The 17,741-nt window shown below is 73.3% G+C and carries 16 protein-coding genes; 7 read left to right on the top strand and 9 right to left on the bottom strand.

Annotated features, from left to right (window positions below; genetic code table 11):
- Window positions 1-9: 9 nt before the first annotated feature.
- Both PV343_RS35530 and PV343_RS35535 read right to left on the bottom strand, forming a co-directional pair.
- Window positions 10-225 (bottom strand): hypothetical protein, encoded by a 216-nt coding sequence (locus PV343_RS35530; protein ID WP_020943744.1) that lies wholly within the window; start codon window positions 223-225, stop codon window positions 10-12.
- A gap of 452 nt (window positions 226-677) precedes the next feature.
- Window positions 678-1,091 (bottom strand): PaaI family thioesterase, encoded by a 414-nt coding sequence (locus PV343_RS35535; RefSeq protein WP_319151159.1) that lies wholly within the window; start codon window positions 1,089-1,091, stop codon window positions 678-680.
- A gap of 196 nt (window positions 1,092-1,287) precedes the next feature.
- Here PV343_RS35535 and PV343_RS35540 point away from each other — a divergent pair, with 196 nt between their 5' ends.
- Window positions 1,288-2,748, top strand: a complete 1,461-nt coding sequence (locus PV343_RS35540; RefSeq protein WP_319151191.1) for a S1 family peptidase — start codon at window positions 1,288-1,290, stop codon at window positions 2,746-2,748.
- Window positions 2,749-2,958: 210 nt separating this feature from the next.
- On the opposite strand, the gene PV343_RS35545 is transcribed toward PV343_RS35540, so the two are convergent.
- Window positions 2,959-5,109: a SpoIIE family protein phosphatase gene (locus tag PV343_RS35545; protein WP_387952417.1), complete on the bottom strand. Its 2,151-nt coding sequence runs from the start codon at window positions 5,107-5,109 to the stop codon at window positions 2,959-2,961.
- 409 nt (window positions 5,110-5,518) lie between these two features.
- Between PV343_RS35545 and PV343_RS35550 the strand changes: the two genes are divergently transcribed.
- The 3 genes from PV343_RS35550 (at window position 5,519) to PV343_RS35560 (ending at window position 9,857) form a co-directional block, all read left to right on the top strand.
- A complete protein-coding gene (locus PV343_RS35550) occupies window positions 5,519-7,984 on the top strand; it encodes a SpoIIE family protein phosphatase (protein ID WP_319151161.1) in 2,466 nt (821 codons plus the stop codon).
- Between the two features lie 110 nt (window positions 7,985-8,094).
- On the top strand, window positions 8,095-8,367 hold the full coding sequence (locus PV343_RS35555) for a hypothetical protein (protein WP_319151162.1): 273 nt from the start codon (window positions 8,095-8,097) through the stop codon (window positions 8,365-8,367).
- Window positions 8,364-9,857 carry a cytochrome b gene (locus tag PV343_RS35560; protein WP_319151163.1) on the top strand — a complete coding sequence of 498 codons (1,494 nt, stop codon included), beginning with the start codon at window positions 8,364-8,366 and terminating at the stop codon, window positions 9,855-9,857. Before PV343_RS35555 ends, PV343_RS35560 begins: the two co-directional genes overlap by 4 nt.
- Here the strand turns inward: PV343_RS35560 and PV343_RS35565 are convergent.
- Entirely contained in the window at window positions 9,793-10,176 is a 384-nt protein-coding gene (locus tag PV343_RS35565) for a cytochrome c oxidase subunit 4 (RefSeq protein ID WP_319151164.1), read from the bottom strand. The genes PV343_RS35560 and PV343_RS35565 overlap by 65 nt on opposite strands.
- Window positions 10,173-11,855 (bottom strand): cytochrome c oxidase subunit I, encoded by a 1,683-nt coding sequence (ctaD, locus tag PV343_RS35570; protein ID WP_387952422.1) that lies wholly within the window; start codon window positions 11,853-11,855, stop codon window positions 10,173-10,175. Before ctaD ends, PV343_RS35565 begins: the two co-directional genes overlap by 4 nt.
- A 155-nt stretch (window positions 11,856-12,010) precedes the next feature.
- On the opposite strand from ctaD, the gene PV343_RS35575 reads away from it, so the two are divergent.
- From PV343_RS35575 to PV343_RS35585, 3 genes are all read left to right on the top strand, one after another.
- Window positions 12,011-12,379 (top strand): DUF6479 family protein, encoded by a 369-nt coding sequence (locus PV343_RS35575; RefSeq protein WP_319151165.1) that lies wholly within the window; start codon window positions 12,011-12,013, stop codon window positions 12,377-12,379.
- A 134-nt stretch (window positions 12,380-12,513) separates the two neighbouring features.
- On the top strand, window positions 12,514-12,687 hold the full coding sequence (locus PV343_RS35580) for a hypothetical protein (RefSeq protein ID WP_319151166.1): 174 nt from the start codon (window positions 12,514-12,516) through the stop codon (window positions 12,685-12,687).
- Window positions 12,688-12,836: 149 nt separating this feature from the next.
- Window positions 12,837-13,640: a class I SAM-dependent methyltransferase gene (locus tag PV343_RS35585; RefSeq protein WP_319151167.1), complete on the top strand. Its 804-nt coding sequence runs from the start codon at window positions 12,837-12,839 to the stop codon at window positions 13,638-13,640.
- Here PV343_RS35585 and rfbC read toward each other — a convergent pair.
- From rfbC to PV343_RS35605, 4 genes are all read right to left on the bottom strand, one after another.
- Window positions 13,630-14,238 carry a dTDP-4-dehydrorhamnose 3,5-epimerase gene (gene rfbC / locus PV343_RS35590; protein WP_319151168.1) on the bottom strand — a complete coding sequence of 203 codons (609 nt, stop codon included), beginning with the start codon at window positions 14,236-14,238 and terminating at the stop codon, window positions 13,630-13,632. The genes PV343_RS35585 and rfbC overlap by 11 nt on opposite strands.
- Before the next feature lie 4 nt (window positions 14,239-14,242).
- Window positions 14,243-16,198, bottom strand: a complete 1,956-nt coding sequence (locus tag PV343_RS35595) for a glycosyltransferase family 2 protein (RefSeq protein WP_319151169.1) — start codon at window positions 16,196-16,198, stop codon at window positions 14,243-14,245.
- Between the two features lie 124 nt (window positions 16,199-16,322).
- Window positions 16,323-16,907, bottom strand: coding sequence for a hydrolase (locus PV343_RS35600; protein WP_319151170.1), 585 nt, complete (start codon window positions 16,905-16,907; stop codon window positions 16,323-16,325).
- Between the two features lie 274 nt (window positions 16,908-17,181).
- Window positions 17,182-17,619 (bottom strand): MarR family winged helix-turn-helix transcriptional regulator, encoded by a 438-nt coding sequence (locus PV343_RS35605; RefSeq protein WP_319151171.1) that lies wholly within the window; start codon window positions 17,617-17,619, stop codon window positions 17,182-17,184.
- Window positions 17,620-17,741 lie beyond the last annotated feature (122 nt).

A 17,741-nucleotide genomic window follows, 5' to 3' on the forward strand; every position in this document is an offset into this window, starting at 1 on the left:
GAGGTGCGATCAGAGACCGGCGACCAGGTTGGTCAGCGGCTGGGTGTTCAGGCCGGTGACGCCCTCGACGGTGCCGACAGCGGTGTCCACCAGGCCGGAGACCGGGGCGATGCCGTTCAGGGCGCCGGTGGCGGTGTTGAGGGCGTTCACGGAAAGACCGCCGGAGACGTTGTCCAGCTCGGCGTCCGAGATCTCGACGGTCTCGACCTGGGGGGTGGAGTTCATGGTGGAACTTCCCTTCATATGGATATTCACAAGGGGGGAAGCGGCCCCCTCTGGGGACAGACGGACGGCCGCGGCCGCGGGCGCCGGGTGCCCGTCTCCGGGAGCCCGGGGGACCCCCGCGGTGCGATGGATCAAAGCACGCACGTCGCTCGCGCTTCCAATCAACCAGGGCTCTCACCTGCGAACTTGACGCACGGACGGGCGCATACGTGCAGGCGCGGGCACGGCATGTCGATGAGTCCTTCACATGCCGCGCGGCATCGGCGCCGCCAGACCCTTGCCCGCCGGCCGGAGAATCCGGCACTCGGCGCCAATGGCACCCAGGGGGGCGCGCGGATGTGCAGAACCGGCGACGCCCGTGATTCGGTTGAGCATTCAATGTGCAGATTCCCTGAAGCAGGGATTCCGCTACGTGTTCGGAACGGACCGCTACCAACCGGTAGCCGAGCGTGTCAGCCCATCAGGGCGTAGACCGTGCTCGCCCGGGCCGCCAGCGCGCCCGAGCCGGCGTCGCTCAGCGTGATGTCCGCGAACGCCGTCCGCCGGCCGAGCTTGGTGAGGACCGCTTCGATCAGGACATCCGAACCGGTCACCGCGCGCTGGAACGACGTCGACTGCTGAACGGTCGTCATCGGCACGAAACCGCCCCGCGCGGCCGAGACCGCGATCACCGTCGCCGTGTCCGCGGCCGCCATCAAGGCCTGGCCCGAGAGCCCGCCGCCCTCCCGGGCCAGCCGGTCCGACCAGGGCAGACGCAGGACCGCCCGGTCCTCGCCCACCGCCTCCACGGACAGCCCCAGTTCGAGCACCCAGGGGGCGAAGTGGGCGGAGAGGATCTTGTCCGCTTCCGCAGGGGTCATCGTCATGTGGGCGATTCTTCCCGGCCGCCCGGCGCGGCACGCGGGACATGGCCGATTCACCCTCCTGGCACGCCCGTTGGCAAACGGAATTGAACGCACCGTGTGACCCGCCCGTACCTAGAGCCATCCAGGCGCCCCCAACCACTGCCCTACAGCGGCAGACCCCCGTCCCCAGGAGGTCGAGAAGTTGAGTCACAAGCGAATGCCCAAGCGCAAGGCCGCGATAGCGGTGGGTGGCGTCGCGGCGCTCGGAGCGGCGGCACTCCTGCTGCCCAACGCCAACGCCTCCCAGGACAATGACCAGGCCTCGGGCGCCGCCGGCACCGCGAAGATCCTGAAGGCGGCGGACGCCTCGAACCTCGCGGCCCAGCTCCAGAAGGCGCTCGGTGACGCCCTCGCCGGCTCCTACTACGACAGCGGCAAGCAGCAGCTCGTCGTGAACGTCGTCAACGGTGACAAGAACGTCGTCGTGCAGGCGCAGAAGGCGGGCGCGGCCGTCCGCCAGGTCGCCAACAGCACGGCCGAACTCAAGGCCGCGGCACGGACCCTGAAGACCAAGGCGACCATGCCTGGCACCGCCTGGGCCGTCGACCCGCGCACCGACAAGGTCGTCGTCACCGCCGACTCCACCGTCACCGGCGCCAAGTGGGACCGGCTCGAGTCGACCGTGCGCGGCCTCGGCGCGGACATGGCCACCCTGAAGAAGTCGGCCGGCACCTTCAAGACCTTCGTCTCCGGCGGCGACGCCATCTTCTCCCAGGTGCAGGGCGGCCAGGTCCGCTGCTCCCTCGGCTTCAACGTCACCGCGTCCGACGGCAGCCCCGCCTTCCTGACGGCCGGTCACTGCGGTGTCGCCGCCAAGGACTGGTCCGACTCGCAGAACGGGCAGCCCGTCGCCACCGTCGACCAGGCCACCTTCCCGGGCAACGACTTCTCGCTGGTGAAGTACAACGACGCCGCCACCCAGGCGCCCAGCGAGGTCAACGTCGGCAACGGCCAGACCGTGCAGATCAAGCAGGCCGCGGACGCCACCGTCGGCTCCACCGTCTTCCGGATGGGCTCCACCACCGGACTGCACAACGGCCAGGTGACCGGTCTCGACGCCACCGTCAACTTCCAGAGCGAGACCGATCCGGGCGGCGTCGACACCGTCAACGGCCTCATCCAGACCAACGTCTGCGCCGAGGCCGGCGACAGCGGCGGCTCGCTGTTCACCCAGGACGGCGGCGCAATCGGCCTCACCTCCGGCGGCAGCGGCGACTGCACCAGCGGTGGCGAGACCTTCTTCCAGCCGGTCACCGCCGCCCTCCAGGCCACCGGAGCCACCCTCGGCGACGGCGGCAACGGCGCGGGTGCCGGCGCGGGCGACCAGGCCGGCACCGCCGACCCGTCGGCATCGGCCGGTGACCAGGCGGGCGCGGGCGACCAGGCGGGCGCCGGTGACCAGGCGGGCGCCGGTGACCAGGCGGGCTCGGGTGATCAGGCGGGCTCGGGTGATCAGGCCGGTGGTGACCAGATCGGCGGCGGCGCCGACCCGTCCGCCGCGGCCGGCGACCAGAGCGGCGCGGACCAGAGCGGTGCGGCTGACCAGAGCGGTGCGGGCGCGGGAACCGGTCACGAGTCCGGCGCCGGCTCGGGCCACGGCGGGTCCTCTCGACGGTGACCCCGTGACCCCGTGACCCGCACGCTCCCCTGAGGCGTCCCGCGCGAGCGACGAGATCGACCGGAGCGGCGGGAGCTACGGGAACGCCCCCACAACTCCCCGCCGGCCCCAGCGGTTCCGGCCGGCGGGGACGGTCCGGCCCTCCGGCGGGAGGGCCGGACCACGCCCGTCGGGCCCGGCGACCGGACCTCGGTCACCGGGCCCCGCGGCTCAGCCGGCCTCGCCGGCCCGCAGCAGCAGCACCGCCACGTCGTCCGCCCGTTCCCGGGCGGCCGCGCTGTGCCGCACCAGCTCGTCGGCCAGGTGCTCCAGCGGCTGGTCGCCGACCTCCGCGAGCAGCGCGCCCAGCTCGACCAGGGAGTCCTCGATGTCGACCCCGGGCGACTCCACCAGGCCGTCCGTGTACAGGACCAGGACCGATCCGGGCGCCAGGGACACCTCGGTCGTCGGATACGTGGCCGAGGGGTCGATCCCGAGCAGCGGGCCGCCGGCCAGGTCCAGCACCCGCACCCGCCCGTCCGGGCGTCTGACCAGGGGCGGGGGATGTCCGGCGCGGGCCATCACGGCCTTGCCGCGCGCCGGGTCGAGCCGCAGGTAGAGGCAGCTGGCGAACAGTTCGGCGCCGAGGTCGACGAGCAGCTGGTTGGTGCTGCGCATCACCTCCTGGGGCGGCTGGCCCACCGTGGTGTACGCCCGTACCCCGGTGCGGATCTGCCCCATCAGGGCCGCCGCCGTCACGTTGTGGCCCTGCACGTCCCCGATCACGGCGGCCGCCAGCGGCCGGGCGGGCACGAGGTCGTAGAAGTCGCCGCCGATCTCCATGCCCAGGGTGGCCGGCAGATAGCGGGCCGCCGCCTCGATGCCGGGCAGCCGGACCAGCGAGTGCGGCAGCAGCGACTGCTGCAGCCCCTGCGCCAGCCGGTGCTTGGCGTCGTACAGCAGGGCGCGTTCCAGGGCCTGCGCGATCAGACCGCCCAGGCTCGTCAGGACCGCCCGCTCGTCGGCGGGGAAGGCGTGCGGTTCGGCGTACGCCAGCACGCAGGTGCCGACCGGCCGCCCGGACGCGATGAGCGGCAGATAGGCCCAGGCCGCGTACCCGTCCGGCATCTCGTGCCGGTCCGGGTACAGCCGCTCCAGGTGCTCGCGCGAGTCGAAGAACGCCGGTACCCCGCTGTTCAGTGCCTGGGTGCCCGGGGTGCGCTCGCTCAGCGGCAGCCCCGCGAACCGCTCCACGACGTGCGGGTCCTGGTAGCCGCGGTGGCCCAGCACGTGCAGCCGCCCGGCCTCCGAGCCGAGGATCACCATCGCCTGGCTGCCCACCGACGGGGCCACCTCGTCCCACACCAGCTGCACCACGTCCTGCACGCTCACCGCCTCGGTCAGCGCCCCGGCCAGGCTCAGCACCTGGGAGATGGTCACCAGCCTCGGGTGCCCCCGCTCCGTCCGCTGCGCGGTGCGCGCCATGTCCGCCACCGCCCGGGCCCGGCTGATCCGCACGCTCAGCCCGGTGGTGCTCGGATACATCCGGAACGACAGCCACTCGCCCGGCGGGCGCAGCGCGACGAACGACGTGGCCTGCTGGCTCATCAGCGCGGCCCGGTAACGGTCCTCGTACATCGGGTCGTTCAGCCACGGCACCGACACCCAGGGCAGGGTGCCGAGCAGTTCGCCGGCGGGCCGGCCGAGCATCTCGGCGGCGGCCGCGTTGGCGAAGCAGATCCGGCCGTGCAGATCCAGCGACACCAGACCGTAGGGCAGCCGGGACACCATCCGTGCCGCCTCGACCGAACCGAGCGTCCCCGCCACCCCGGAGACGGGCATGGCCAGCAGGTCGCGCTCGGGGCCCGGCGGCCGGTTCTCCGCGGCGGCCCGCTCCAGCCGCCGGGCCAGCCGCGCGCAGGCCGCCGTCAGGTGTTCCCGCTCCTCGTCGGACAGCTCGTGCGCGTGGGCGCCGGGCCAGGTGAGGAACACGGCTCCGTACACGGTGTCCGCCGTCGCCACCGGCAGCGCGGCCAGGGCGAAGGGGTACGGGAGCACCACCGCGATGCGCGGATAGCGGCGGGCCATCTCCTCCTCGCCGCCCACCCACACCAGGCGCCGCAGGCGCACCGCGTCCGCGACCGGGATCGGCGCGCTCAGCCCGACCCGCTCCCAGGGCGCGGCGAACGCCCGGGGCATGCCCGCCATCACCGCCATCTCCAGGACCGGCTCGTCGGGGTGGAGCAGGTACACCGCCCCTGAGTGCGCGTGCACCCCTTCGAGCATCGAGGCCAGCGCGAGCGACAGCAGCGGCTCACCGGCCGGTGCGCCGGCGTCGGCCGGTGCCCGCGTCGGCCCTGGCCCGTCGGACACGCCGACCACCTCCTCCCACGGCCGCGCGTCGCCTCGCCTCCCGGGGACAAGGCTGCCTCGCGGGGGAGCGCGGCGCACGGCGAGCGCCTCGGGCTGTTTCCCGGCCGGCGGTGCTCACCTGCCGGGGAGCGGCGCCGCCCCTGGGTGCGCACGGATACCCCGTCCGGCCGAGTTCATGCCCCCGCTCCGGGACCTGGAGGGCGGGTCCCGTCGGTCGGGCACCGGAGCCCCTTCCTGCGGGTGACGGGAAGACACTCACAGGAGCCGCAGGGTCGCGGACAGTCACGGCTGTCACGGGCCGGCCGTGCGAAACGCACGGGTAAAGATGTGTGCGGCGGCTTCGAGGAACCGGTGCCGCGCGGCGCGTGATGCGCCCGCAGGGGCTGCGCGGGCGGCTCATCCGCGCTGTAATGGCCAAGTGGCCAGTGAGGGTGCTGCGGTGCGCAGAACGAGAGCCGAGCGTGCCGAGACCGCCCTTGAAACGCTCATCGACCTGTCCGCCTCTCCCGACCGGCTGCGCCGGGTTCTCGAACAGGCGCTGGTGTTCGCCGGGGCGGCGTTCGCGGGGGTCTACGCGCCCGGTGCCGACCCCACGGGGCTGTGCCTGGTGGAGTCGGCGGGACTGCCGCGCACGCTGTACGGGCTGCGCGACAGCTATCCGGCCGCGGGCGCTTCGCCGGTCGCGGAGGCGCACCGCACCGGGCGGGCGGTGTGGCTCGGCCCGGCCGAGCTGGCCGACTTCCCGGAGGCGCGCCGGACACCGTCGGCCGACTTCTCGGTCGGGGTGCTGCCGCTCGGCCCGGCCGGCGGCGGCTGTCTGTTCGCCGTCAGTGAGCATCCGGGCGGCTTCGGCACCGACGACCGCGCCTGCCTGGAACTGGTCGCCCGGGCGGTGGCCGTGCCCGCGTCGATCGGGACCACGGAGGTCGGCGAGCTGCCCGCCGACCGGTTCAGCCTGGCCATGGACAGCGGCCGGGTCGAGGTGGGCGACACCATCCTGCGGCTCTTCGGGATCGGCCGGGAGAAGTTCGACGGCAAGGTGGAGACGCTGCTCGGCCTCACCGTGCCCGAGGACCTGCCCGCCCTGATGTCGGTGGTCGAGGCCGACCACATGTCCATCGGCGAACGCGAGCTGGAGTTCCGCGTCCTGCAGCCGTCCGGGCCGCCCAAGTGGCTGCGGCTGCGCGGGCGGATGCTGAGCAGCGGCGAGGGCCGCCCGGCCCGGCTCGTCGGCACCGTCGCGGACGCCTCGACGCTGCGCTCCGACGTCACCGACGTGGCCCGCGTGCAGCGCCTGGCCGCCGCCCTCGCCATGGCCGGCACCGTCAAGGACGTCGGCCAGGCCGTCGTCGTCGCCCTGCGCAAACCCCTGCAGGCCGACCGCCTCGCCCTGGCCGAGCTGGAGAACGACCGGCTCGTCGTCACCGTGCTCGACCCGCCCGAACCCGAGGCCTGGCCCGAGCTGTGGCGCAGCGAGTGGCGCACCGAGTGGCCCGACGCGCCGGTGCGGTCCATGCCCACCCTCGCCGCCGCCCTGCGCGAGGGCCGGTCCCGGATCTGGCCCGCAGGCAGCGCCCTCGAGCCCGCCCTCGCCGAGGTGGGCCCCGGCGGCCTCGCCGTGCTGCCGCTGCCCGCGGGCGGCCGCATGGCCGGCGCCTGCCTGATCGGCTGGGACCAGCCCCACGAGTTCGCCCCCGACGAGCGTGCCCTGCTCACCGCCTCGGCCGGCCTCGCCGGACAGGCCCTGCTGCGGGCGCACGCCTTCGACGCCGAGCACGAACTCGTCGGCATGCTCCAGCGAACCCTGCTGCCACGCCGTCTGCCCCGGCTGCCCGGCGCGGTCGCGGTCGCCCGGTACCTGCCCACCACCGCCGGACTCGAGGTCGGCGGCGACTGGTACGACGTGATCCCGCTGGTCGACAACCACGTGGCCTTCGTCATCGGCGACGTCCAGGGTCACAACGCGGGCGCCGCCACCCTGATGGGCCAGATGCGCACCGCCCTGCGCGCCTACGCCGCCGAGGGCCACGCCCCCGACGTCGTCGTCACACACGCCAACCGGCTGCTGCTGGACATGGAGACCGACCTCTTCGCCACCTGCTGCTACGTCGACGTCGACATGGAGCAGGGCACCGCCTGGTGCGTGCGCGCCGGCCACCCCCAGCCGGTGCTGCGCCACCCCGACGGATCGACCGAGATCGTCGAGACCGAGGGCGGCCCGCCGCTCGGTGTGCTCACCCGGGCCGACTTCCCGATGACCCCGCTGCGGCTCCAGCCCGGCACGGTGCTCGCGCTGACCACGGACGGCCTGGTGGAGTCCGCCGAGGCCGACATCGACGAGGGCATGGCCCGGTTCGCCGCGGAGCTCGCCGCCGCCGACCCCGGCCACCTCGGCCTGGTCGCCGACGCCCTGCTGACCGGGGCGCACCGCGGCGACGACGTCGCCCTGCTGCTGATGCGCTACGACGGCATGGCCGTACGCCCGCTGCGCGAGAGCTGGACCGTGTGGCGGGTCCCGGAGGCCGTCCGGCACGCCCGCCGCTTCACCCGGCGCACCCTGCGCACCTGGGGCGTGGAGCGCGACACCCTGGACGCGGCCCTGCTCATCGTCTCCGAGCTGGTCACCAACGCCCTCGTGCACACCGGCGGCCAGGTCCGGCTCGACCTCAGCCTGGTCAACCACCGGCTCCGGCTCGCCGTGGCCGACGGCTCGCCGCGCAGCCCCGTCAAGCCCACCAGCATCGGCTGGGAGGCCACCGGCGGACGGGGCATCCTGCTGGTCGAGGCGGTCTCGGCGGCCTGGGGCACGGTGCCGGTCAGCGGCGGCAAACAGGTGTGGGCGGACCTCGTGCCGGACGCCGGCCCGCCACCCGACCAGGGGTAGGGGCCGCACCGGCCGGCCGGGGTACGCCGGACCGCCGTCCGGGGGAGCGGTCCTCCCCCGAACGGCGGCTCGACAGGCGGCGTCGCGCCCACCGTGCCTAGGGTCTTGACGTGGCACACACCTTCGAAGAGCTGGTGGCCAAGCAGCGGGCCTCGGACGCGGCCCAGCGCATGGTCGACGAGCTGCGCATCGCGTACGGCCCGCCGGCCGACCGGCAGATGACCGGCGCCCAGTCGGGCACCTACGAGACGGCGCTGCGCGCCTGGCGGGACCTCGCCCGCGACGTGCAGACCGCGCTGAGCGAGTACGCGCGCGAGACGGGCCGGCCGCGCGCCGAGGTGGAGGCCGAGGTGGCACGAGCGGCGGCACCGGAGGACTCGTGAGCCGAGCCGCCCGCCGCGCGGAACGCGTCGCGGGCGCGGTGGACGCCAGACTGCCGCTGCTCCAGGGCGGCGCGCTGCTGCGCAAGGCGTTCCCCGAGCACTGGTCGTTCATGCTCGGCGAGATCGCCCTCTACAGCCTCCTGGTGCTGGTCGTGACCGGCGTGTGGCTGACCTTCTTCTTCCAGCCGGAGATGACCGAGGTCGTCTACGACGGCTCCTACGTGCCCCTGCGCGGTGTGCTGGTGTCGGCGGCCTTCGACTCCACCCTGGACATCAGCTTCGACGTGCGCGGCGGCCTGCTGATCCGGCAGATCCACCACTGGGCCGCGCTGGTCTTCATCGCCGCGATCGGCCTGCACATGCTGCGGATCTTCTTCACCGGCGCGTTCCGCCGGCCGCGCGAGGCCAACTGGGTGATCGGGCTGACCCTGTTCGTCCTCTCGCTCGCCGAGGGCTTCGCGGGCTACTCGCTCCCCGACGACCTGCTCTCCGGCACCGGACTGCGCATCGCCCAGGGCATCATGACGTCCCTGCCCGTGGTGGGCACGTACGTGGCGTTCTTCGCCTTCGGCGGCCCCTACCCGGGCCACGACATCATCACCCGTCTGTACCCGTTGCACATCCTGCTGCTCCCGGGCGCGATCCTGGCCCTGGTGACGGTCCACCTGATGCTGGTGTTCCACCTCAAGCACACGCAGTGGCGGGGGCCAGGACACACCAACCGCAACGTCCTCGGCAAGCCGCTCTTCCCCCAGTTCACCGCCCTCTCCACGGGGCTGTCCCTGACCGTCGGCGGCGTCCTGACGCTGATGGCGGGCGTCGCGCAGATCAACCCCGTGTGGACCTACGGCCCCTACCGCCCCGACGTGGACTCCACCGGCTCGCAGCCGGACTGGTACGTGGGCTTCCTGGAGGGCGCGCTGCGGCTCGTGCCGCCCTGGGAGACCAACTTCGCGGGGCACACCCTCATGTGGAACGTGCTGCTCCCGGCGGTCGTGCTGCCCGCGCTGCTGTTCGGCGTGCTGTACGCCTACCCGTTCGTGGAGCAGCGTCTGACCGGGGAGTGGTACCGCGAGCAGCACCTGTGCGACCGGCCGCGCGAGCGTCCCGTGCGCACCGGCCTCGGCGTGGCCGGCACCGTCTTCTACGTCGTGCTCCTGGTGGCGGGCGCCAACGACGTCATCGCCCAGACCTTCCGCGTCTCGGTGGACGCCCTGACCTGGATCCTGCGGGTCTCCCTCGTGCTCGCGCCCGTCGTCGCCTTCCTCGTCACCCGCTGGCTGTGCCGGGCTCTCACCGAGGCCGAGCGCGAGCGCCTGGCCGAGGGCGTGCCCACCGGCGACATCAAGCAGAACGTCACCGGCGGCTACGAGAGCGACCACGAGCCCGTCGAGGAGTTCCGGCCGGGAGCGCCGCGCCGGGCGCTCACCGGCGGGCGTACTGGAACACCATCCCGTAGACCCCGCGAGCCAGAACGACCGAGCCGATGAGGAACAGCCACAGCCCGAAGACCACCCCGGTCGCCGTCAGCGCGAAACCCAGCGCGGTGACGATCGGGAACGGGCTCTCGTCCGGGAAGAAGGCCACCGGCCCGGCCGCCTCCGCCACGTCCGCGTCGGTGCGGTCCTGCGGCCGGGAGCCCCGGCGCCGGTACTGGACCAGGAAGAAGAAGCCGATCACCCCCGCCATCCCGCCCGCCACCACCAGCGCCGTCGTGCCCGCCGCCTCGCCCGACCACACCCCGTACAGGGCGGCGGTCGCCCAGAAGAACAGCGCGACCCCGCCGAACAGCCTCGCCTCCGCCTTCACCGCAGTCCCTTCTCCTCGGCCTTGCGCACGACGTCCGGATGGCGCAGGTCGAAGGCGGGCGACTCCGAGCGCACCCGCGGCAGCGCCACGAAGTTGTGCCGCGGCGGCGGGCAGGACGTCGCCCACTCCAGGCCCCGGCCCCAGCCCCACGGGTCGTCCTCGGTGACCCGCTTCCCCCGGACGGCGGTGCGCCAGACGTTGTACAGGAACGGCAGGGTGGAGACGCCGATGACGAACGCACCCGCCGAGGAGATGGCGTTGAGCAGGGTGAAGCCGTCCGACGGCAGGTAGTCCGCGTACCGGCGGGGCATGCCCTCCTCGCCGAGCCAGTGCTGCACGAGGAAGGTCGCCTGGAACCCCGGGAACAGCAGCCAGAAGTGCCACTTGCCGAGCCGCTCGTCCAGCATCTTCCCGGTGAACTTCGGCCACCAGAAGTAGAACCCGGCGAACATCGCGAACACCACCGTGCCGAACAGCACGTAGTGCAGGTGGGCGACGATGAAGTAGGAGTCGGTCAGGTGGAAGTCCAGCGGTGGCGAGGCGATCAGCACCCCGCTGAGCCCGCCCAGCAGGAACGTCACCAGGAACCCCAGCGACCACAGCATCGGCGTCTCGAACGAGAGCGAGCCGTTGATCATCGTCCCGGTCCACGCGAAGAACTTGATGCCCGTGGGCACCGCGATCAGGAACGACATGATCGAGAAGAACGGCAGCAGCACGGCGCCGGTGGCGAACATGTGGTGCGCCCACACCACCGCCGACAGCATGGTGATGCCGATCGTCGCCCCGATCATCGGCAGGTAGCCGAACAGCGGTTTGCGGGAGAAGACCGGGATGATCTCGGAGATGATGCCGAAGAACGGCAGCGCGACGATGTACACCTCGGGATGGCCGAAGAACCAGAACAGGTGCTGCCACAGCAGCGCGCCCCCGTTCGCGGCGTCGAAGACGTGCGCCCCGAACTTGCGGTCCGACTCCAGGGCCAGCAGCGCGGCGGTCAGCACCGGGAACGAGGGCAGCACCAGGATCGAGGTGAACAGCACGTTCCAGGTGAAGATGGGCATGCGGAACATGGTCATGCCCGGCGCGCGCAGGGACACGACGGTGGCGATGAAGTTCACCGCGGTCAGGGTCGTCGAGACGCCCGACACCACCAGACCCATGGTCCACAGGTCGCCGCCGGCGCCGGGGGAGAAGTAGGCGCTGTTCAGCGGCGCGTACGCGAACCAGCCGAACGCCGCCGCCCCGCCCGGCACCACGAAGCCGGAGATCACCATCAGCCCGCCGAACAGGTACATCCAGTACGACATCGCGTTCAGCCGCGGGAACGCCAGGTCGGGGGCGCCGATCTGCAGCGGCATGACGGCGTTGGCGAACCCGGCGAACATGGGCGTGGCGAACAGCAGCATCATGATGGTGCCGTGGATCGTGAAGAACTGGTTGTAGCTCTCCTCGCTCAGGAACTGCAGGCCGGGACGGGCCAGTTCGGCCCGCATGCCGAGCGCAAGCAGCCCGGCCAGCAGGAAGAAGGAGAACGAGGTGACCATGTAGAGCCGGCCGATCACCTTGTGGTCGGCGGTGAAGGCCCAGCGCAGCAGGGCCCGGCCGGGCCGCTGGGCGGGGGCCGAGTACCGTGCGGTGATCTCCCTGAGCTCGGACATTTCCGGTGATTCGGTCATCGTGAGCGACGCTACTCCGGGGGTCGCGGAGCCCGCCCGCGCCACGCCCTGCGGGCCCACGGCCGGGTCCGCGGCCCGCTGCGCCGTCCGGGTGAAGCGCCATCGGCCGGGTGTCCGCCAGGCATCCGTCGGGCGCCCCCGGGTACCCGACGCCCATGAACGCAGCCACGTACCAAGCAGCCGGGGGCGGTCAGATGTTCGGATACGTCCTCGTCCTCGTCGCCGGTGTCGCCATCACCGCCGGGCTGGTGTGGGCCGTCCGGCTCGGCATGAACGTGCGCCGGCGGGAGTCCGCCCCGCCCCGTCCCGACGAGCAGCCCACGCTCCCGCCCGACGGGCCGGTGCGGGAGACGCGCGAGATGCGCGAGCCCTACGAGGTGCCGCGGGCCACGGACGAGAGCGAACGGCTCACGCCCCATCAGCTCGGCAACGTCGGCACCCGGCGCGCCGAGGACCAGCGCCGCCCGCGGTGGTCGCCCGGGTCCAGCGGGTCCTTCGGCGGCGGTGGCGGCGGCCGGACCTGAGCCGGTTCCGCCTGGTTTGTGCGCGTGCGGCGCGGGGACCCGGACCGCACACACCGTGCGACGGGCCGGGTGCGGGAGGCATTCCCCGCACCTGGCCCCGGAGCCAGAGGGAACCAGAAGGAAGATGAAGCGCCGTGACCGCGCACAGCAGTGAGAAGACCACGCTCCCCTACGCCGAGACCGGCTGGTCCAAGGCCAAGCGCCGTCGGCGCACCAGGGCGCGCACCTGTCTGCCGGCCGTGCTGGAACGTTCCGCCACGCAGCAGGGCGCCGGGGCCGAGGACAACATAGTCCGCGGCGAGGACTGAGCCGCGGGGCGGCGCGGCCGGCGGCGGCCCCGTGTGGCAAACACAGGTCCGCATCGGACGATCGCCGTTAGGGTGAGGCCGCGAGCCGAGGGAGCGGCGCTCGGCTCACGCAGCCATGCCCCGCCTCCCGTCCGCCAGGAGATGTCCCAGTGAAACGGCACGAGTTCCTGCGGGAGCTCCACAAGGTCAGCGCGAACCGCAACTACCTGGAGATCGGCGTCAACGACGGTCGCAGCCTGACGCTGTCCCGGGTGCCCAGCATCGCGATCGACCCCGCGTTCAAGGTGGTCACCGAGATCCGCTGCGACGTGCACCTCGCCAAGGCGACCAGCGACGACTTCTTCGCCCGCGACAACCCCCTCGCCCACCTCAGGGGCGGCCGCCATCCGCTGCGCAACCTGGCGCGCAACCGCAGCCCGTTCGGGTACTTCAGACGCACCACCCTCGACCTGTCGTTCATCGACGGCATGCACCTGTTCGAGTACGCGCTGCGGGACTTCGTCAACATCGAGAAGCACGCCGACTGGGCCAGTGTGATCGTCTTCGACGACATGCTCCCGCGCAACGTCGACGAGGCCGCCCGCGACCGGCACACCGACGCCTGGACCGGCGACGTCTACAAGCTCGTCGAGATCCTGAACCGCCACCGCCCGGACCTGGTCACGGTCCTGGTCGACACCGCGCCCACCGGCCAGCTCGTGGTGTTCGGCGCCGACCCGGCGAACACCGTCCTGAAGGACCGCTACGACGAGATCGTCGCGGAGTTCGAGGTGCCCGACCCGCAGAAGGTGCCCGAGTCCGTCCTGGAGCGCACCACGGCCGTCGCGCCCGCCGACTTCCTCGGCGCCGGCTTCTGGAAGCCGCTGGTGGCGGCCCGCAACCGCGGGACCGGACGGGCCCGCGGCTGGGAGCCGCTGCGGCGCGCGCTGGCGCCGTACTCCGTCAGCCGCTGAACCGGCCCGCGCGCAGCCGCTCGTAGTGGGCGGAGCAGTCCGCGTAGCTGGGCAGCAGCCCGGACCGCTCCGCCTCGGCCAGGGTGGGCGCCTCGGCGTCCTTGCCGGACAGCACCGGCTCGGCGTCCTCCGGCCAGGCGATGCCCAGGCCGGGATCGAGCGGGTGCACGCCGTGCTCGCGCCCCGGCGCGTACCCGGCCGAGCACAGGTACACCACGGTGGCGTCGTCGGTCAGCGCCATGAAGGCGTGTCCGAGACCTTCCGCCAGGAACACGGCGTGCCGGGTGTCGTCGTCCAGGCGCACCGCCTCCCACCGGCCGAAGGTGGGGGAGCCCACCCGGATGTCCACGACCACGTCCAGCACGGCACCGCGCACACAGGTGACGTACTTGGCCTGCCCGGGCGGCACGTCGGCGAAGTGGACACCCCGCAGCACGCCCCGCCGGGACACCGAGCAGTTGGCCTGGGCGAGCGTGAGGTCGTACCCGGTGGCCGCGCGGAACTCCGCGCCCCGGTACCACTCGTGGAAGCTGCCCCGGTCGTCCGGGAACACCTTCGGCTCCAGCACCCAGGCGTCCGCTATCCCCAACTGCCGCATCCCGTCAGGCCCTTCGAGTCGTCGTGGTCCTGCCCGTCCTGCCCCGTACCGCGCCGAGCAGGCGCCGCGCCCCGCGCAGCACCCGCCGCAGCAGCCCGGCCGGCGCGCCGCGGGTCACCTCCACGGCGCCCCGGGTGCGGCCGGCCCGCAGCAGCAGCGGCAGCGCGAGGACCCGGCCGTCGGACGGGCGCAGATCGGTCCGCCAGGTCGTGTTGCGCAGGTCGTCCGACGGGAGCGCGGCCTCCAGCAGCGCGTGGGCGCCGTCGGCGGGCGTGAGCACGGCGGCCCGGTCGAGCGTCCGGCCCGAGGCGGTGTCGGTCAGCCGGACCGCGACGTCGGTGGTGTCCGGGACGTGCAGCGGCAGCGCGACGGTCAGCACGTCGGTGTCGGACACCGCCGCGTCCGCCGGGGTGAGCCGGTGCAGGCCGAGCGACCTGACGGCCCGGTTCACGTCCAGGGAGAAGTTGCGGTACCGCTTCGTCCAGTACGGCAGCACCACCCGGCCGGCGACGAGCCCGGCCGGCGGCAGCGCGGCCGCCCGCTCCGGGGCGGGGCCCAGCCGGCACTCCTTGGTCCAGCCGCCGAGCGAGACCCGTACATAGGCGTCCCACAGGCCGCCGGACAGCGCGGCGCCGCCCGCCGCACCGGCGGGGTCGACGGTGGCCGTGCCGCGCAGCACAAGGCGGATCCGGCCGTCCCCGGCCGGGACGCGTTCGCGGGTGACCTCCACCGGCTGGAAGAAGGACGCGGCGGTCCGCCGGTCGCGCAGCACGAGGTCGGCGCGCGCGTCCTCGAAGCCCTCGGCCGCAGCGGCCGCCAGCCGCCGCGCCGCCTCGGTCAGGTCGGCGGGCGCGCCGTCGGCCGCGGGCCGGGGCGCGTCCGGGTCCACGGTCAGGGCGCCGTCGGGGCCGTGGTACTCCGCGGTGAAGCGCACGCGCAGCGTGCCCTCCTGCCACTCGACGGCCGTGGGGACGGCCCTGGGCCGCACGCCGGTCTCCCACTCGGCGTAGGCGACCAGGTCGTCGTACCGGTCCTCGCGGATCAGGGCGGCGACGATCCGCTGGTCGGGGCGCAGCCCGGTGGCCACCCCGGGGCCGAAGCGCTCCACGACGACCGCGTGCATCTCCCGCAGCAGCTCGCGCCGGTAGTCGTCGGGCATCGCCAGCAGCCGGCGCCCGCTCATCCGCTCGACCATCTCCACCCGCAGCCAGCGGCGCAGCAGCCGGTCGCGCAGCGGGCCCGGCTCGGTGTACCGCTCGACGACGTCGAGGGCCTCGCGGAGGTTCTTGAAGTAGCCGACGGGCTCGAAGCGCTGGAAGCCGGCGTTGGCGGCGTCCTCGCGTTTGACGTGGTAGTAGCAGACGTAGTCGCCGAGCACCGAGACGTTGTCCGCGCGCAGGTAGGCCTCGGTGACGAAGACGTGGTCCTCCAGGCGCCGCCGGCCCTCGGGGAAGCGCAGTCCGGTGCGCTCCAGGAAGGCGCGCCGGAGCATCTTGTGCGGGGTGAGGCTGTCGATCAGCGGGGCGTCGGCCACGGTGGCGCGCGGCCGGTTGCGGCGGAACAGCTCCACCGGCACCGGGCGGCCCTTGCCGGCCATCTTGCCCACGACCACGTCCGCGTCGTTCGCCACCCCGTAGGCGTACATCCGCTCCAGGGCCTCGTCGCCGAGGTGGTCGTCGTTGTCGACGAACATCACGAACTCGCCGCGGGACGCCTCGATGCCCACGTTGCGGGGCTTGCCCGACCAGCCGGAGTTCTCCTGGTGGATGACGCTGATGTGCGGGTGCTCGGCGGCGAGCGCGTCGAGCCGGGCCGGGGTGGCGTCCGTGGAGCCGTCGTCCACGAAGATCACTTCGAACTCGTCGGGAGGCAGCGTCTGCCGCAGCATCGAGGCGACGCACTCCTCGATGTACGGGCCGGGGTTGTACACGGGTACGACGACGCTGACCTTGACCGGCATCCGGCTTCCAAGCCCCCTTGGTTCGCTTTCCGTGACCTGGGCGGCACGGTGCGCGTGGCCGAAATGTTAACGCGGCGCCCGGCGGGGGCGGTTGCCCGCCCGCACCGGGCACCGGACGCGCTGGTCAGGCGTGCGTCTTGGCCAGCAGTTCCAGGATCTCCGCCGTCGTGCCGCTCTCGCCGAGCCGCGGGAAGATCCGCTCGACGCTGCCCCGGTGCGCCTCGGGGTCGCTGTCGGCCATGGCGTCCGTGGCGAGGGTGACGTGGTAGCCGTGGGCGTAGGCGTCGCGCGCGGTGGACTCGACGCCGATGCTGGTGGCGATGCCGGTCAGCACGATCTGGGTGATGCCGCGGCGGCGGAGCTGGACCTCCAGGTCGGTGCCGTGGAAGGCGCTCCAGTTGTGCTTGGTGACGCGGATGTCACCGGCGTGGCCGGACAGTTCGTCGACGACGGCGTCCCACCCCTCCGGGAAGGCGAGGCCCCGCGCCTGGCGCTCGGTGCGGCCGGGCACGGCGTCCGCGAAGTCGGGCGCGAAGGAGACCCGGACGAGCACCACGGGCAGACCGCGGTCCCGGAAGGCGTCGGCGAGTTCGGCCGTGCGCGCTACGACGTCGGCACCGGCGTACGGCTGGGTGGGCATGCCCACGATGCCGTTCTGCAGGTCGATCGCGACGAGGGCGGTACGGGGGTCGAGCGTGGTGAGCGACATGAGCCGGTCGGGCCTTTCGAGGGGTGGGACGTCCAGCGGGACGGTGGGACGGAGGAGGTGGGACGAAGGAGGCAATGAGACGGAGGAGACGGTGGGAACGGTGGGGACGGCCGGGCGGGCACGTCGGGCACGTCGGGCCGGATCCGGCGGGGACGGGTGCGGCGGATGGGACTCGGCGGCGGAGGGGGAGGCGGACCGGGAGAGGCGGACTCGGCGGGGAAGGGGCGGGGCCCGCCGACGGGCCGGAGGGCGGCGCCTGCCGACGGGCCGGGCGTCAGGGCTGGGAGAGCCGCGCCATCAGCTCCAGCGCCCGCAGGACCGCCTGCCGCTCCTCCTCGGTGTAGCGGTCCTGGAAGGCGCGGGCCAGCCACTCCTCGCGCAGCTGCTTGTTGCCCTCGACCCGGGCCCGGCCGGCCTCGGTGAGGGTGACCAGCTGGCGGCGGCCGTCGTCGGGGTCGGGGGCGCGCCGGATCAGGCCGTGCTGCTCCAGGGCGGCGAGCGTGGTCGCCATCGACTGCGGGCGCACGCCCTCCGCCGCGGCGAGGGCGCTGGCCGTGGCCGCGCCGTGCTTGCCGACCAGGGACAGGGCCGACTCCTGCGACGGTGTCAGGTCGGCGTCCTGCGTGACCTCGCGGATGCGGCGCCGCAGCCTGCTGAACACCACGCGCAGGTCACGCGCGGCGCGAACGGCGGATTCGGAGATGTCGGCCATGCCGCCACCCTAGATCCGGCAGGGAAAACTGTCCAGCCCAGACTGTTCAGTTTTGCCTGATGGGTTGCTCGGGTACTCGCCCGTCCTCGGACGGAGCAGCACCTCGGTGAACGCAAGGAGCG

The sequence above is a fragment of the Streptomyces sp. WI03-4A genome, assembly GCF_033792105.1.
GTDB lineage: Bacteria > Actinomycetota > Actinomycetes > Streptomycetales > Streptomycetaceae > Streptomyces > Streptomyces collinus_A.

Bases quoted from the DNA above. Each gene is read 5' to 3' on its own strand.
- PV343_RS35530 (WP_020943744.1), bottom strand. From the start codon at position 225: ATGAACTCCACCCCCCAGGTCGAGACCGTCGAGATCTCGGACGCCGAG.
- PV343_RS35535 (WP_319151159.1), bottom strand. From the start codon at position 1,091: ATGACGATGACCCCTGCGGAAGCGGACAAGATCCTCTCCGCCCACTTC.
- PV343_RS35540 (WP_319151191.1), top strand. From the start codon at position 1,288: ATGCCCAAGCGCAAGGCCGCGATAGCGGTGGGTGGCGTCGCGGCGCTC.
- ctaD (WP_387952422.1), bottom strand. From the start codon at position 11,855: ATGACCGAATCACCGGAAATGTCCGAGCTCAGGGAGATCACCGCACGG.
- PV343_RS35575 (WP_319151165.1), top strand. From the start codon at position 12,011: ATGAACGCAGCCACGTACCAAGCAGCCGGGGGCGGTCAGATGTTCGGA.
- rfbC (WP_319151168.1), bottom strand. From the start codon at position 14,238: ATGCGGCAGTTGGGGATAGCGGACGCCTGGGTGCTGGAGCCGAAGGTG.
- PV343_RS35595 (WP_319151169.1), bottom strand. From the start codon at position 16,198: ATGCCGGTCAAGGTCAGCGTCGTCGTACCCGTGTACAACCCCGGCCCG.
- PV343_RS35600 (WP_319151170.1), bottom strand. From the start codon at position 16,907: ATGTCGCTCACCACGCTCGACCCCCGTACCGCCCTCGTCGCGATCGAC.
- PV343_RS35605 (WP_319151171.1), bottom strand. From the start codon at position 17,619: ATGGCCGACATCTCCGAATCCGCCGTTCGCGCCGCGCGTGACCTGCGC.